This is a genomic window from Micromonospora sp. NPDC000121, assembly GCF_042899165.1.
Classification (GTDB): Bacteria; Actinomycetota; Actinomycetes; order Mycobacteriales; family Micromonosporaceae; genus Micromonospora.
Window position 1 is genome coordinate 44,137 of sequence record NZ_JBIAZP010000005.1, and the last position, 16,205, is coordinate 60,341.

At 73.7% G+C, this 16,205-nt stretch carries 9 protein-coding genes; 8 read left to right on the top strand and 1 reads right to left on the bottom strand.

Annotated elements, in window-relative coordinates; all coding sequences use genetic code 11:
- Positions 1-51 precede the first annotated feature (51 nt).
- The 8 genes from ACFY23_RS16220 to ACFY23_RS16255 all read left to right on the top strand — a co-directional run bounded on the left by ACFY23_RS16220 (position 52) and on the right by ACFY23_RS16255 (position 13,823).
- The gene (locus tag ACFY23_RS16220; protein WP_350683838.1) at positions 52-1,200 is read left to right on the top strand and encodes an exonuclease SbcCD subunit D; all 1,149 of its coding nucleotides are present in this window, start codon (positions 52-54) and stop codon (positions 1,198-1,200) included.
- The gene (locus tag ACFY23_RS16225) at positions 1,200-3,674 is read left to right on the top strand and encodes an SMC family ATPase (RefSeq protein ID WP_350819088.1); all 2,475 of its coding nucleotides are present in this window, start codon (positions 1,200-1,202) and stop codon (positions 3,672-3,674) included. The genes ACFY23_RS16220 and ACFY23_RS16225 overlap by 1 nt, the downstream gene beginning before the upstream one ends.
- A 49-nt stretch (positions 3,675-3,723) precedes the next feature.
- Positions 3,724-4,683, top strand: coding sequence for a hypothetical protein (locus ACFY23_RS16230; protein ID WP_350683765.1), 960 nt, complete (start codon positions 3,724-3,726; stop codon positions 4,681-4,683).
- A complete protein-coding gene (locus tag ACFY23_RS16235; protein WP_350683767.1) occupies positions 4,683-5,540 on the top strand; it encodes a fused MFS/spermidine synthase in 858 nt (285 codons plus the stop codon). The genes ACFY23_RS16230 and ACFY23_RS16235 overlap by 1 nt, the downstream gene beginning before the upstream one ends.
- 254 nt (positions 5,541-5,794) lie before the next feature.
- Positions 5,795-7,858, top strand: coding sequence for a DUF6541 family protein (locus tag ACFY23_RS16240; RefSeq protein ID WP_350683769.1), 2,064 nt, complete (start codon positions 5,795-5,797; stop codon positions 7,856-7,858).
- A 369-nt stretch (positions 7,859-8,227) separates the two neighbouring features.
- Positions 8,228-10,006 (top strand): stealth family protein, encoded by a 1,779-nt coding sequence (locus ACFY23_RS16245; RefSeq protein ID WP_350819090.1) that lies wholly within the window; start codon positions 8,228-8,230, stop codon positions 10,004-10,006.
- On the top strand, positions 10,003-10,989 hold the full coding sequence (locus ACFY23_RS16250; protein WP_350683772.1) for a hypothetical protein: 987 nt from the start codon (positions 10,003-10,005) through the stop codon (positions 10,987-10,989). The genes ACFY23_RS16245 and ACFY23_RS16250 overlap by 4 nt, the downstream gene beginning before the upstream one ends.
- Positions 10,986-13,823, top strand: a complete 2,838-nt coding sequence (locus ACFY23_RS16255; protein ID WP_350683774.1) for a stealth conserved region 3 domain-containing protein — start codon at positions 10,986-10,988, stop codon at positions 13,821-13,823. Before ACFY23_RS16250 ends, ACFY23_RS16255 begins: the two co-directional genes overlap by 4 nt.
- Positions 13,824-13,870: 47 nt before the next feature.
- Here the strand turns inward: ACFY23_RS16255 and ACFY23_RS16260 are convergent, their stop codons facing one another.
- Positions 13,871-15,781, bottom strand: a complete 1,911-nt coding sequence (locus tag ACFY23_RS16260; RefSeq protein WP_350683776.1) for a stealth family protein — start codon at positions 15,779-15,781, stop codon at positions 13,871-13,873.
- Positions 15,782-16,205 lie beyond the last annotated feature (424 nt).

A 16,205-nucleotide genomic window follows, 5' to 3' on the forward strand; every position in this document is an offset into this window, starting at 1 on the left:
CGCGAGGAGTGAGCCTGCGAGCCCCGCAGTCGCGAACGGAAGGCTGGCACCGTGAAGATCCTGCACACCTCCGACTGGCACGTCGGCAAGGTCCTCAAGGGCCAGTCGCGGGCCGAGGAGCACAAGCAGGTCCTCGCCGGGGTGATCGACGTCGCCCGCGCCGAGCGGCCCGACCTGGTCATCGTCGCCGGTGACCTCTACGACACCGCCGCGCCGACGCCCGAGGCGACCCGGCTGGTCACCCGGGCCCTGACCGCGCTGCGCCGCACCGGCGCCGACGTGGTGGCCATCGGCGGCAACCACGACAACGGCCAGGCCCTCGACGCGCTGCGGCCCTGGGCCGAGGCCGCCGGGATCACGCTGCGCGGTGGCGTCCGGGAGAACCCGGACGAGCACGTCATCGACGGCACCACCGCCGGCGGCGAGCGCTGGCGGCTGGCCGCGCTGCCGTTCCTCTCCCAGCGCTACGCCATCCGGGCCGTGGAGATGTACGAGCTGACCGCCGCCGAGGCCAGCCAGACGTACGCCGACCACCTGGGCCGGGTGCTGGGCCGGCTGACCGAGGGCTTCACCGAGCCGGACCGGGTGCACCTGGTCACCGCCCACCTGACCGTGGTCGGCGCGGCGACCGGCGGCGGCGAGCGGGACGCGCACACCGTGCTCGGCTACGCGGTGCCGGCGACCGTCTTCCCGGGCACCGCGCACTACGTGGCGCTGGGTCACCTGCACCGCTCGCAGCGGGTCCAGGGCCCCTGCCCGATCCGCTACAGCGGCAGCCCGCTCGCCGTCGACTTCGGCGAGCAGGAGAACGTGCCGTCGGTGACGGTCGTCGAGGTAACCGCGACCACGGCGGCGCAGGTCCGCGAGGTGCCGGTGGTCGCCGCGGCGGCGCTGCGCACGGTCCGGGGCACCCTGGCGCAGCTCGCCGAGCTGGACGTGCCGGACGCCTGGCTGCGGGTGTACGTGCGGGAGCAGCCCCGCGCCGGGCTGCGCGAGGAGGTCCAGGAGCTGCTCCCCCGCGCCCTGGAGATCCGGATCGACCCCGAGCTGGTGCCCGCCCCGGGCGGCGGCGCCCGGGTGGCGCAGCGGGCCGGCCGCTCGCCCCGGCAGCTCTTCGCCGACTACCTGGACAGCCGGGGGCACACCGACGACGGTGTGCGGGAGCTCTTCGACGAACTGTTCGAGGAGGTCGATCGCTGATGCGGCCGATGCGGCTGGACATGGCGGGCTTCACCGTCTTCCGGAACGAGACGACGGTCGACTTCACCGACGCCGACTTCTTCGCCCTGGTGGGGCCGACGGGCTCGGGCAAGTCGACGGTGCTGGACGCGATCTGCTTCGCCCTCTACGGCACGGTGCCCCGCTGGGGCGGCACCCGGGGGCTGGCCAACGCCCTCGCGCCGTCGGCCACCGAGGCGCGCGTCCGGCTGGTCTTCGAGTCCGCCGGCGACCGCTACGTGGCGACCCGGGTGGTGCGCCGGGACGGGCGGGGCAACGTCAAGACGGCCAACGCCGGGTTGCAGCTCATGCCGGCCGGCTTCGACGTGACCAAGCTCGACACCGGGCTGAGCCCCGACGACCTCGGCGAGGTGGTCGCCGGCACCCCGGCCGAGATGGAGCAGGCGGTCCTGGAGGCGGTCGGGCTGCCGTACGAGCAGTTCACCAGCTGCGTGGTGCTGCCGCAGGGGCAGTTCGCGGACTTCCTGCACGCCAAGCCGGCCACCCGGCAGCAGATCCTGGTGAACCTGCTCGGCCTGGGGGTCTACGAGGAGGTGCAGAAGAAGGCGACCGCGCGGGCCGCGCAGGCCGAGGCGAAGCTGGAGGCGGTCGACCAGGCGCTGGCCGGGCTCGTCGACGTCGACGATGCCGCGCTGGCGGCGGCGACCGGACAGGTCGATCGGATGCGGGAGCTGGTCGGGGCGGTGGCGGCGGCCGTACCGGAGCTGGCGGCGGCCCGGGAGGCGGCGCGCGAGGCGGGCGCGGCACTGGCCGCGCTCGACGCCGACCTGGCGGTGCTGGCCGCCGTGCGCCCGCCGGACGGCGTGGCCGAGGTGGCCCGGGCGGTGGCGTCGGCGCGGGCGGGCGCGGACGAGGCGGGCACGGCGGTGTCGCTGGCCGAGGAGCGGGAGGAGAAGCTCCGCGGCGAGCTGGCCGCGGCCGGCGACGAGAGCGCGCTGCGGCTGCTGCTGCGGGCGTACACCGACCGGGAGAAGCTGGCCGGCGAGGCGGAGACGGTCCGCGCGGCGGTGGGCACGGCGCAGGGCGAGCACGCGGCGGCGGTGGCCGCGCTGGCGCGGGCGCGGGCGGCGGCCGAGCGGGCCGAGGCCGAGCTGGAGGCCGCCTTCCGGGCCCACGAGGAGGCCAAGGCGACCGACCAGGCGGTGGCGCTGCGGGCGCACCTGCACGACGGGGCGACCTGCCCGGTCTGCGAGCAGACGGTGGCGCGGGTGCCGGCGGTGCCGGCGGACTCGGCGGTCGCCGCCGCCACGGCGGCGGGCCGGGCGGCGCGGGCCGCCACGAAGGCCGCGCAGGCGGTGGTGCAGGAGCGCGACGCCGCCGCCCGGGAGCTGGAGCGGGTGCTGGTGCGGGCGCGGGCCCGGCAGGACCAGCTGGACGCCCGGCTGGCCGAGCTGGACGGCCAGTTGGCCGGGGCGGCGGAGCCGGCGGTGCTGCGCCGCGAGTTGGACGACCACGCGCGGCTGCGCCGGGCGCTGGAGGAGTCGGCGGCGGCGGTGCGGGCCGGCCGGGAGGCGGCGCGGCGGGCCCGGGCGGCGGTGGACGCCGCCGAGGAGCGGCTGCGCGCGACCTGGCGGGCGTTCGACGCCGCCCGCGACGGGCTGGCCCGGTTCGGGCCGCCGGCGGCCGACCGGGAGGACCTCGGCGCGGCGTGGGCGGTCCTCACCGGATGGGCCGGCGCGGAGGCGGAGCGCCGCCGCGCCGAGCGGGCGGGGCGGGCCGCCGCGGTGGCGGAGGCCGAGGCGGTGGCGGCCGGCGTCGGCGAGCGCATCGCGGACATCTTCGCCGCCGCCGGGCTGCCGGCCACCGACGATCCGGTACGCGCCGCCGACCGCGCCCTGGAGCGGGCCGAGGCCGACCTGCGCGAGCTGGAGCGCCGCCGCGAGCAGGCCGGCGGGCTGCGCGAGCAGCGGGCCGGATACGAGCGCGAGGCGCAGGTGGCCCGGGCCCTCGCGGGGCACCTGCGGGCCAACAACTTCGAGCGGTGGCTGCTGGCGGAGGCGTTGGACCTGCTGGTCGACGGCGCGTCGGGCATCCTGCGGGAGCTGTCCGGCGGGCAGTACGACCTGGTGCACGACAAGGGCGAGTTCTTCGTCGTCGACCACCACGACGCCGGGCTGCGCCGGGGCGTGCGCACCCTGTCCGGCGGCGAGACCTTCCAGGCGTCGCTGGCATTGGCGCTGGCGCTGTCCGAGCAGCTCGCCGGCATGTCGACCACCGCGGCGAGCCTGGAGTCGATCGTGCTGGACGAGGGCTTCGGCACGCTCGACGCGGCCACCCTGGACACGGTGGCCGCCACGCTGGAGAGCCTGGCCGCCCGGGGCGACCGGATGGTCGGGGTGGTCACCCACGTGCCCGCGCTGGCCGAGCGCATCCCGGTCCGCTACGAGGTCAGCAAGGACGCCCGGTCGGCCCGCGTCGAGCGGACCGGCCGGTGAGCGGGGGCCGCCGCGGCGTCCCCCGGGCCACGACGGGAGGCACGCCCCGGTGACCGATCCCCGGTTCTTCGTCGACGCCTGGGACCCGGCGTACGGGGCCTCGTTCGAGGCGTCCGGCGGCGGTCCCGCCGCGCCGAGCAGCGCCCAGGTCGACGCGGACGCGGAGTTGCCCGCGGTTGACTGGCGGGCCATCGGCCCCCGCCCCGGGGTGCGTGCCCCCGATGTGGTGCTGCTGGTCGACGGGGTGCGCCGGATCGACGCGAGCGTGTGGACGGCGGAGGACGACGGGGCCTCCTTCCCCGGCCTGGCCGCCTCGTACGCCGCCGGGGTGGTCCGGTGCGACCTGGAGCGCGGCGCGGCGCAGCTCGCCGGCGCGAAGGTCGGCCGGGGCCTGTTCACCGCCAGCCCGTCGGCGGTCGACGTGGTCGCCGGCAGCGTCCGCTACCCCGTGCACCGGGTCAGCGGCACCGGCGAGCTGAACAAGCTTCCCGCCGCCGTGCAGGGGCCGCTGACCGCGCTGGAGGTGGAGGTCTCCGGGGCGGCCCGCACCGACGGCGACCTGCTGGTGGTGGACGGCCCGCTGCGCAACCGGCGGCAGCTGCCGCGCACCCTGGGCTACATCAAGACGCAGCACAGCCAATACCTGGACGCCCGGCTGACGGCGGTGGTCACCGGGCTGGCGGCCGGCGAGCGGTCCCCGGTGTTCCGGCTCGGCACGGCGTGGGGCGGCTGGTCGTGGTATGTGCGGCTGCCGGTGGCCCTCGGCGCGCCGTGGGCGGGCATCGTCCGGATGGAGTGCTCCGCCGAGCTGAGCATCGACGAGGCGGTGAAGCTGGCCGACCTGTCGCTGGTGACGCTGCCCCGGTTCGCCTCCACCCCGTACAAGGACCCGCGGGCGCCGCAGAACCTCATCCCGATCGCGGGCCTGGAGCGCCGGCTGCGGGCGCTGCTCGGCGACGCGCGGCTGCTGCACCGGGTGCTCACCGCCGCCGCCCGGGCCCGCCGCTGATGGGGCGCAGGCGGGGCGCCGAGACGGTGACCGCGGGGGTGGACACCGGGCTGGCCGAGCTGGTGCCGGATCCGGAGCGGCCGGGGTCGTGGACCCTGCTGCTGGACGGCGCGCCGCAGTCGCACGTGGACCTGACCGATCCCACGCACCTGGAGTTCGAGTACGTCCGGCGGCTGGCCGCCGCGATCGACCTGGTGGCCCCGGCCGGCGCGCCGCTGCGGGTGCTTCACCTCGGCGGCGGGGCGCTGACCCTGCCCCGCTACGTGGCCGCGACCCGGCCCGGCTCCGCTCAACGGGTGGTCGAGGTCGACGGCGCGCTGGTGGACCTGGTCCGCCGCGCCCTGCCCTGGCCGGCGGACTTCCGGCTCAAGGTGCGGGTCGCCGACGCGCGCGAGGTGCTGGCCGGCAGCCGGGACGCGAGCTACGACGTGGTGGTGGCCGACGTGTTCGCCGGCGCGCGCACTCCGGCGCATCTGACCTCGGTCGAGTACGCCGCCGAGGTGGCCCGGGTGCTCCGCCCGGACGGCTGGTACCTGGCCAACCTGGCCGACGGGCCGCCGCTGCGGCACGCCCGCGGGCAGGTCGCCACAGTCCGCTCGGTGCTCCCCCACGCCTGCCTGGTTGCCGACGCGGCGGTGCTGCGGGGGCGCCGGTACGGCAACCTGGTGCTGCTGGCGGGGCGGACCGAGCCTCCGGTGCCGGAACTGACCCGGCGGGCCGCCGGCGACTGGTTTCCCGGCCGGGTCGTCGCCGGCGCCGACCTGGACCGGTTCGCCGGCGGCGCGGGGGTCGTCCGGGACGCGGACGCCACCGGCTCCAGCCCACCACCACCGGGCCTCTTCTCGACCGGCCGCTGACGACCACCGCACCGTTTACCGACGCGCACCGGGCCCGAGGACGGCCGGTCGCCGCCGGGAGGGCGCGGCCGGGCACCGGAACAGCGGGACGCCCCGCCCCACCGGCATCCGCCCGGAGGCACGACGGCGCGGATTCCTCGCTGGGCCGGTTGGCGGGCCCCGCACCTGGGGCAGCAGGCCCCACCCGCGCGAACACGGTCCGGTACTGTTCCGGCCGCCGCGTCTGTGCGGTCACCGCGGGGAAGGAACCATTCTTGACGACGCTCATCACCCTCGTCGTGGCCGTCGGGCCCGGGGCCCTGCTCGGCTTCGCGCTGCCGCCGGGGCGCTACCGGTGGGCCGCCTGGGCGGCAGCTCCCGCGCTGACCCTCGGCCTGATCGCGCTGGCGATGGCGTGGCTGCCCAGGCTCGGACTGCCCCACAGCGCCACGGCGGTACTCGTCGCGGAAGTGCTCGTGGCCGGCGCAGCGATCGTGCTGTCCCGACTGGTGACCCGAGGTCTGGTCAACCGGCAGCCGTCGGCAGCGGAGCCCGGGGGTGACGGCGCGGACGGCGACCGGGGCCGTTCACTCGCGTCGCGGTTCCGGCTGCGGCCCGTCCTGCCGCGCCGCGCCGACCTCGTCGGTATCGCCGTGCCGGCGGTGATCGGTGTGGCCTACGGCTGGGCGATGGTGGGCCGGCTCGGCGCCACTCCCGGCTGGGACGCGATGAACCACGGGTACCTGACCCGGCGCATCCTCGACACCAACAGCGTCGAGATCACCTCCGCGTGCAGTTCCGGCTCGACCGACACGGTCACCTCCTGCGAGTTCTATCCCCTCGCGGAGAACGTCGCCTGGGCGCAGGCGGCCCACCTGTCCGGCGGCTTGGTGAGCACGACGATGACCGCGTGGGCGATCGTCGTCGGGCCACTCGCCCTGGCCGCCGGCATCTACGCCTGCGTCCGGGTCCTCCGTGGAGGGCCGGTGATCGCGGCCGCCGCCGCCACCGCTCCGGTCTTCCTGGGTCCGATGTGGAGCTCGCTGCTCACCGGTCGGGTGAACGAGCAGACGGCTCCCTGCCTGGCCGGTGGGGTCGCCCTGCTGATCGCGCTCGCCCTGCGCGGCCCGCATCCGGTACGGCTCGGCCTGCTGGCCGGTCTCGCGTCCGCCGGCATCGTGATGATGCACTCGTACGACGTCCTCTTCATCGGGGTGCTCGCGTTGGGTCTGCTCGTGCTGCTGCCCGAGGCGCTGGCCTGGCGCCGCAGCGCGGCGGGGGTGGGCGCGACGGCGGTCGCCGGTCTCGTCCCGATCCTGCCCCTGCTCGGCGTCATCCTGGGCGCCGGTGGTGAGCGGCTCAGCGAACCGCCCAGCCTGCTCGGCCAGTGGGGCGGGGCGGTCGAGTACTGGGTCACCGATCCGCAGCGCTACGTGCTGCTGGGCTACCCCGTGCCGGGCGGCGCAGACTTCCAACTCAGCGTGCTGCCCGTGCAGATCGGTCTCTGGATCACCATCGCCTGCCTGCTCGCGTCCCCGCTGTCGCTGGTGCTGCCGCAGGTGCGCTGGGCCCGGCCGTGGCTGGTGGCCGGCGTGGTGTTCACGCTGATCGGGATCTGGACCGTCGCGTCGGACTCGGCGCCCGCGCAGTTCCTCGCGAGCCTCTGGTACGGCGTCCGCGAACGTCCCCGCTCGATGATCTTCCCGGTGTACGGGGTACTCACGGTGGCCGGCGCGGTCGTCATCGGGCTGGGGATCCAGTGGCTGCTGGTGCGGCTCGTCGCCCGCGCCCGGGTGCTGCGCGGATCCGCCGTGCCCGCCGCGGCCACGGCTTCGCTCGTGGTGCTGAGCCTGGCGGCGCTCGCCCTGGTGCCGGACACGTGGCGTCCGCTGCGCAAGGAGATGGTGCAGCGGGCGCCGGTCGGGGAGAGCTACACCCGGGCCTTCGAGTGGCTGGCCGAGCACACCCCGCCGGGCGGGGTGGTCGCGTACGACCGGCACCGGCAGTTCATGACCTGGTCCTACGCCGACTACGGCACGCCCACCCTGTTCGGCATCCCGCCGCTGGAGAAGGTCGCCCGTGACAACTACACGGATCGGTGGCGGGCGCTCAGCTGGCTGGTCAACAACAAGAAGGCACCGAAGAACCAGGGCTGCACGGTGCGCCGGTTCGGCATCGAGTACGTGGTGGTGGGCGGCCGCGACTACGAGGGCTGGGAGGCGAACTACGAGCAGCGGCGGCTCGACGACAGCAAGCGGGTGACCCTGGTCCACCGCGAGGGCCACGTGCGGATCTACCAGGTCACCGAGGCCGGGCGGGCCTGCTCGACCGGGCAGTGACGCTCCGCCCGGAGCCGCGCGGGTGACATGCAGCACTAAATGCTGCCATTTGTCCGATGTAGTCCGAACGGACAGTGGCCCCGAGGTGAGGAGAGGGTGTCCAGGTATAGAGCACACTGGTACCTTTCGCCTGCGCGACCGGCGTGCCTGAGCCGGTCGTCCATGCGGCGTGTCCGCACAATCGAGGTGACGACGTCGACCGCTGGCCGGTCGACTGCAGGGAACGGGGCATGGTGTGGAGAGCAGGGTGACCGCTGACCGTTCGCGGTCGGAACGCAACGGCCCGGCCAGCCCGCACCGCCGGGACGAGGGTGGCGCGCCGACGCGCCGGAACGGCGGCCGGGGATAATGCTGCGTGCCCACCGTGTCGTGCCCAAGGCGTACCGGGACCGGCTCATCCAGCTCGTGCCGCCTGAGCGGCAGCTCTGGCTCGTCCGTCGGCTGACCCGGGTCGCCGCGCGCCGATCCCGGACCACGCCCGGTGAGCTGCGCCAGGTCCGCGACCTCGACGGCCGCCAGGTGCACGCGCGGGTCGTCGAGGAGGCGACGCCGCTGGCCCTCCGGCAGCGCAACGTCGACCTGGTGACCCGGGCACTCGACGAGGCCGGGATCGACAGTTTCCACGTCCGTCACGCCGACGACCTGCGCAGCGCGATCGCCGTGCCGCACCAGCACAAGGCGGAGGCGCTGAAGGCGCTCGGCCGGGCCACGTCGGCCGACGGGGTCACCCTGCGTTTCGTCGACGCCGGGCGCCGCGAGGTCGGCCCCAAGGCCCCGGAGGCGATCGCGCAGATCTTCCACGCCGTCACGGATCCCTTCGGCCACACCGTCCTCGGCAGCGCCTTCGCCTGCGAGGTCGAGTTCTGGCGTACGGTGTCGCCGAAGGAGAGGCCGGGGACGGACCTCGTCGCGCCGCGCGCGAACCAGGTCGCGGCGGCCCTGCCGGAGACCGGCGAGACGATCCGCGTGCCGGCGTCCCGGCTCAGCCGCTTCGTGCCGGCCGGGGAGTCCGCCACCTACCGCACCCGGGCCGAGTTCGCCGGCCTCGGACCCGAACACGTCACCTTCCCGATCGACCTCGTCTACACCTGGGTGGACGGTGACGACACCGACTGGCAGGCCCGGAAGAACGGTGCCCTGCGCGCGCACGGGCAGGCCGAGATCAACATCGTCGGCGCTCACGCCTCCCGCTACGCCAGCCGTGACGAGCTGCGGTACTCACTGCGCTCGGTGGTGTCGTTCGCACCCTGGGTCCGGCAGATCTACCTGGTGACCGACGACCAGGTCCCGCCGTGGCTGGACGTCGAGCACCCGATGGTGCGGGTGGTACGCCACCGCGAGATCTTCGGTGACACCGGCCGGTTGCCGACCTTCAACTCGCACGCCATCGAGTCCCGGCTGCACCTCATCCCGGGCCTCAGCGAGCACTTCATCTACGTCAACGACGACATGTTCTTCGGGCGCCCGCTGCTGCCGACCACGTTCTTCCACGCCAACGGCATCGCGAAGTTCTTCCCGTCCCCGGCGCAGTTGGACGTCGGCCCGGCGACCGTCCACGACGCACCGGTGACCGCTGCCGGCAAGAACAACCGCCGGCACATCGAGGAGCGGTTCGGGCGCACCATCACGCAGAAGATGCGGCATGTCCCGTACGCGCTGCGCCGGAGCGTGCTGGAGGACATCGAGCGGCACCTGCCGGCCGAGGTGCTGGACACCGCCGGCCACCAGTTCCGGCATCCGAAGGACCTGTCGATCCCTTCCTCGCTGCAGCACTACTGGTCGTTCCTGTCCGGTCAGGCGGTGCCCGGATCGATCAAGTACACGTACGCCGACCTGGCCCACCCGTCCACCCCGGTGAAGCTGGCCAACCTACTGACCCGGCGGCACTGCGACGTGTTCTGCCTCAACGACACCGACTCGGGCGAGGTCCTCCTCTCCGAGCAACTCGCCATGCTCACCGACTTCCTGTCGGCGTACTTCCCGTTCCGGGCGCCGTTCGAGCTCCCGGCCGAGGTCGAGGCGGAGCGGGCGAGGATGACGTCGACGGCGCGGGCGGCGGCGTACCTTCCGGAGGCCGTCGCGGTCCCTGGCCAGCAGGCCCTCACGCCGGGCGGGGTCGACAACGACGAACCCGAGCGGGTCCGATGAACCCGGCCAACCGGTTGACGCAGCCCCGCCTGCTCCAGGCGATGCACGGCGCCCGCCGCCGCGCCGGTCTGGTCGCCGACCGGCTCGCCGAGCGGGTCACCCGCCTGCGGCAGGACCCGGTAGCCGGGCTGCCACCGGCTGAGTGCGACTTCCTCGCCGTGCTCGACGGGCGCACGCTGCACGTGCACGCGGTGCTGCCGGCCGGCACGGACCCGGCCGACCGGGCCGAGCTCTTCTTCGTCCGCGAGGGCCACACGCTCCGCTGCCCGGCGACCGTCCGGCGGGAGGACGGCCGTCTCACCGTCGAGGTGGTGGCCCGTCTCGGTGACTCCGCGGACGAGGTTCCGCTGGGCAAGGGCACCTGGTCGGTGGTGATCGCGGTGGCCGCCGGCTCCGGAAACGAGCGTCGCTTCTCCCTGACCGTCGACGAGACGCCGGACCGGGACGGGCCGACCGTGGGCAATCCGCCGCACCCCGTGTCCGGGTGGCTGTACCGGCCGGGTCGCAGCGGCAACGGGCTCGCGCAGCTCACGGTCACCGGCGCGCGGGCCCGGGCCGAGGTGGTCCAACTCGCGACCGGCCGCACCGAGGCCCGGATCCGGGCCCGGTTCGTCGGCGTACGGCCGCAGGAGGGCCCGGCGGTGGTCTTCACGCCGCGGGGCGGCGGTGCCGACGTGGTCGTGCCCGTCGAGCCGGTCGACGACGGCTTCGCGTTCGTCGTGCCCCTCGCCGAGCTCGTGCCGGACCAACCGGGCGAGGAAATCATCTGGGAGGCCTGGGTGCGCACCTCCGCCACCCGGATGGTCCGGCTCGGCCGGTTCCTGCACGACCTCACCGACCCGCGTACGGTCCTCCGGACCAGCCGGGCCATCCTGCCACTGGGCGGCGAGCAGTTCGCCGGTTACCGCCCGTACTACACCGCGGCCGGCAACCTGGCGGTGGGCTGCCTCCGCTTCACACGTTTCACGGGGACACCGAAGTGAAGATCACATTCCTCCTGCTGACCGCGGACGCGATGGGCGGCACGGAACGCGCCATCCTCACCCAGGCCGATTACCTCTCGCGGCGTCACACGGTCGAGGTGATCAGCGTCTACCGCACGAGTCACGAGAGCTTCTTCCAGGCCGACGAGCGGGTACGGATGCGGTACCTCGTCGACCTGACCGGCCCGGCGCCGCGGCCGACCCGGCCGACGAGCGTCGACGACGAGGCGTACACCGCGCTGTACCGCAGCCCGAGCCGGTTGATGCCGGCCCGTTGGGAGAAGCAGGGCAGCCGCCTGGCCGACCTGGAGATCGACCACGCGCTGCGGTCGCTCGACACCGACGTGCTCGTCTCCTCCTCGCCGGCGCTGATGGCCATGGCCACCACGCTGGCGCCACCGTCCGTCGTGACGGTGCACCAGGAGCACCGGCCGTCGCAGTTGCGGGGTGGGACCGGCGAGCCGCTGTTCCAGTTCGCGCCGCGGCTGGACGCGCTGGTGGTGCTGACGGACCGCACCCGGGACTGGTTCGTCGACACCTTCGCCTCGTCCTGCCCGCGGATCGAGGTCATCCCCAACAGCATTCCCGACGGGTTCCGCCCCCGGTCCAGCCTCCGCAACCCCATCGTGAGCGTGGCGGGTCGCATGGTCCCGGAGAAGCGCATCGACCACGCCATCCGCGCCTTTCGCACGGTCGCCGACAGGTACCCGGACTGGACGCTGCGGATCTTCGGCGACGGCCCGCTGCTGCTGGAGATGCGCAACCTCGCCGCCGACCTCGGTCTGTCCGACAACGTCCAGGTGCTCGGCCCGACCAGCCGGATGGTCGAGGAGTGGTCGAAGACCAGCATCGCGCTGCTCTCCTCGCGCGACGGTGAGGCGCTCCCGCTGGTGCTGCTGGAGGCGTTCGCGGCCGGCGTGCCCGCGGTGGCGTACGACATCCAGACCGGCCCCGCCGAGATCATCACCCACGGCGCGAACGGTTTCCTCGTCAGCTCCGGTGACATCGACGGTCTGGCCGAGTCGATGATGACGCTCATCGCGGACGAGAGCCTGCGGCAGGACTTTGGGGCCAGCGCGCTGCGCGCCGCCGGGAACTACCGCATCGAGCCGATCATGCGGCGCTGGGAGCAGCTCTACGAGGAACTCGTCGCGACGCGTGCCGACGGCGAACAGGCCCGTGCCGACCGGCTCGCGGCGTGGATCGGACGCACCGGCGGATCAGGCTTCGCTCCCGCCGCGCCCCGGCCCGCCCAGGTGACGAGCGGGCCGGACGTGGCGACCGTCGAGGAGCGGATCCAGGAGACCGTCGCGGGGCTGGTCCGCTCCGGCGGTCGCCTGAGCGTCGTCCGGGACGACCTGACGCCCGCCGATGCCGCCCACGCCAACTTCGCGGCGGTGACCGACCTCCTGCGGCGGCGGGACATCCCCTACTGGGTGGCGCGTGACCACGGCGTCCGTTACCGGGTGGTGGTGGCCCTGGAGCAGCGCGACGCGCTGCTCACCGCCCTTGCGGAGGAGTTCGCCACCGCGCCCTTCTACGCCGAGACCCTCGCCCCGGGAGCCAAGGTCACGGCCGTGACGCCCGCCGCCTGTCTGGCCGCCGAGAGCCGGGCCGCGGAGGCCGTCGGTCTGCGGGTGTTCCAGCCGGTGGTGTCGTCGTCGCGGACCCTCCGGTACGGGCCCGCGCTCGGCTGCGACGTGGAGTTCTGGACCCCGTCGCAGGACGGCGCGACGCTGGTCGCCACCCGCACCACGCTGCTCGGCCCCAGCATCCCGCTGGCGGCCATGACACCGGCCGCCCTGACGGTGCGGGGGCGGGAGCACCCCACCATCGAGCCCTTCACCCACCGGCTGACGTCCGACCTGGACTTCCCGATCGACGTGGTCTACACCTGGGTGGACGGGGACGACCCGCGGTGGCGCGCGGGCAAGGACCGGGTCCTCGCGGAGCTGGGCCGGGAGCCGCTCGCGGCGGCGGACGGGTCCGCCCGTTTCCGGGATCGCGACGAGCTGCGCTACTCGCTGCGCTCCATCGACATGTACGCGCCGTGGGTGCGCAACATCTACGTGGTGACGGCGGGGCAGACCCCGGTCTGGCTCGACACCGACCACCCCCGGGTCACCATCGTGGACCACCGCGAACTGTTCGACGGACGTGGCACCCTGCCGACGTTCAACTCGCACGCCATCGAGTCGCAGCTGCACCACATCGACGGCCTCGCCGAGCACTTCCTCTACTTCAACGACGACTTCTTCCTGGGCCGTCCGGTCCCTCCGACGCTGTTCTTCCACCCGACCGGGCTGGCGAAGTTCTTCCTTTCACCGACGCCGATTCCGATGCTCGACGTCCAGGAGGAGGACGACTTCAACTTCAGCGCGGCGAAGAACAACCGTCGGCTGATCCGGAACGCCTACGGTCGTACGCTGACCCACGGCCTGCTGCACGCGCCCTATCCGATGAGCCGCAGCGTCGCGTACGACCTGGACCGGCAGTTCGCCGACGACGTCAAGCTCACCGCCGCGTCCCAGCTGCGGGCCCACTCCGACGTCTCGGTCGCGTCCTCGCTGCACCACTACTTCGGCTACCTCACCGGGCGCTCGGTGCCCGGCAGCATCCGGATGAGTTACGTGAACACGGGCGAGCCGCAGGAGCACCCACAGCTGACCCAGATCCTGACGACCCGGGGCTACGACACGTTCTGCCTCAACGACACCCACCACGGCAAGCTCGACGCCGAGGAGCAGGGCCGGATCGTCATGACCTTCCTGGAGAGCTACTTCCCGGTCGCCAGTCAGTTCGAGCGGGGCAGCGCCCGCAACCACACCCGCTGAGTCCAGGGGTGTCGCGGAGACCGCTTCGCGACACCCCCGCGCCTCTCCTAGCGCGGCGGAAGGTCCGGATTCGGGCTGCGCTCCGCCTCGTGCTCGGCAACGCGGGCGGCCGCGATACGGATCGAGGGCAGGGTCGGCGCGTCCAGCCGGGGGCTGAGCCGCGGCTTGCGTACCGCCGCCGCGTCCACCTGCGGGCCGACCCGGAGCGAGGGAGTGGTCGGCGCGTCCAGCTGCGTGCCGCGCCGATCGGCGCCGCGAGCCTGCCGCCACAGGGCGGTGGCGCCCACGTTCCGCCGTTCGGCGACCGCCTCGTCGGGCAGCTCGAACGGCGCCGGGAAGGGCAGGTAGCGCGGCAGGAAGTCGGCGAGCATGTTCTCCTGCTCCTGGAACGTCTCCGGGTCGGAGTCGGTGTCGTTGAGGCAGAAGACGTCACGGTGCCGACGGGCGAGCAACTCCGCGAGGCGGGCGGGTGTCGAGGGGTGGCCGAGGTCGGCGTACTCGTACTCGATGTCGCCCGGGACCGCCTGTGCGGTCATGTACGCCCAGTACTGGTGCAGCGACGACGGGATCGACAGGTCCCCGTGGTGGCGGAACTGGTGGCGTGCCGTGGCGGTCACGTCGGCCTGCAACACCGCCTCGATCTGCTGCATGATGCTGCGCCGCAGCGCGAACGGGGTGTGCTTCATCTTCTGGGTGATGGTGACACCGAAATGCCGCTGGATGTGCCTGCGGTTGTTCTTGCCAGCGGCGTTCACCGGCGGGTCGCTGGGCTTCGCCTCGCCCAGCCCGAACTGCGCGGGCGAGAGGAAGAACTTCGCGATCCCGTTGGCGTGGAAGAACTGGGTCGGCAGCAGCGGCCGCCCCAGGAACACGTCGTCGTTGAGGTAGAGGAAGTGCTCCGCCAACCCCTCGATCCGGTGCAGCCGCGCCTCCATGGCGTGGGAGTTGAAGGACGAACGCCCGCCGAGGTCCGCGAACAGCTCGGCGTGCGAGACGACGGTGACCATCGGGTGGGTGGGATCGAGCCAGCTCGGCAGCTGATTGTCGGTGACCAGGAAGATCCGGCGCAGCCAGGGCGCGAAGCTGTACAGCGCGCGCATCGAGTACCGCAGTTCGTCCCGGTTGTGGTAACGGGACGTGTTGGCCGCGATCGCGTGCAGCTGACCGCCGGACGTGGCCAGCGCGGCCATCTTCCGCTCCAGCCACTCCGGATCCGAACCGTCCACCCACGTGTAGACCGCGTCGATCGGGAAGCCCACTCGGTCGGGGGCGCGCACGGTGAGGTCTCGGCGGGTGCGGTAGGTGTGGTCGTCCGCCTCGGGGACGAAATGGCTGAGCAGCGCCGCGGCGACCCGGACCGGCTCGGCCCGCACCGGCGCCTCGTCGATGACCGCGTTGTGCCGGGGCGCGCGGACGACGTCGCCCACTCGGGTCCAGAATTCGATCTCGCAGGCGAACTGCGCGCCCAGGACCACGCCCGCCCGGCGGTCGGTCACCGGGAACCAGACCTGGATCACCTCGGCCGGGGCCAGGTCCGGCTGGTTCCGCCCGGGTTGCACCTCGATGGTGCGCACGTGGGCGCCCGTCAACGCCGGCGAGGACCGGACCAGGCGACGCACCGCGTCCCGCTGGTCCAGCAGGATGGCGACCGAGCTGCGCAGGTAGTCGTCGTTGCGCACGCAGTGGTAGTCGATCCCGGCCGACTCGAGGGCGGACGTGACGGCCGTCAGGTTGCGGTGCCACATCTCCAACGGGGTGGCGGCCTCGACCACCTCGGCCTCCGTGCGGACGCCGTCGTCGTCGACCGTCAGCCGCGAGCCGACCGGGTGCACGGTGTCGTTGCCGCGCGGCCGGGTGAAGGTGCGGACCAGGCCGAGCCGCCGCTGCGCGGGGAGCAGGTGAAGCAGCCGGCGCCGGGCGGCGGGCGGAAGGAGGCGGTAGACCCGCAGGGCGATCATGCTTCGGACCGTTCCGGTCGGACGGTCACCTCGTCGGCAACCATGATCAGTGCCGGTCCTGACGAGGCGACCTGCCCGACACGACCTGCTCACGCCGAACAACCGCAGATGCAGTCATCGATGGTGCCTTTCTCGAGCCCCGTTACGCTGCCGCACGAGTCGACCGAGGGCCGGCGGCGGCTGGTCTGCCGCTCCGCTGCCCCCCACGTTCCCGTGCCGGCGGCCGCCTGTCCCTGATGGGACTTCGGCCAGCGCAAATGGGACCTTAGCAACGCGTAAACGCGGGGCAAAGAAATGGACCATGGGGTGTCGTCAGGACCCGGGTGGCGTCACGCGACATATGCCCATTTTCAGCACTTGCCCGAATAATTCCAGCCGTTTGGGTGGTGAGCCCAGCCACGATGGACAGTGGGAAGATAGCCGG

Coding starts and splice junctions, on each gene's coding strand:
- ACFY23_RS16225 (WP_350819088.1), top strand. CDS start 1,200: ATGCGGCCGATGCGGCTGGACATGGCGGGCTTCACCGTCTTCCGGAAC.
- ACFY23_RS16235 (WP_350683767.1), top strand. CDS start 4,683: ATGGGGCGCAGGCGGGGCGCCGAGACGGTGACCGCGGGGGTGGACACC.
- ACFY23_RS16250 (WP_350683772.1), top strand. CDS start 10,003: ATGAACCCGGCCAACCGGTTGACGCAGCCCCGCCTGCTCCAGGCGATG.
- ACFY23_RS16260 (WP_350683776.1), bottom strand. CDS start 15,781: ATGATCGCCCTGCGGGTCTACCGCCTCCTTCCGCCCGCCGCCCGGCGC.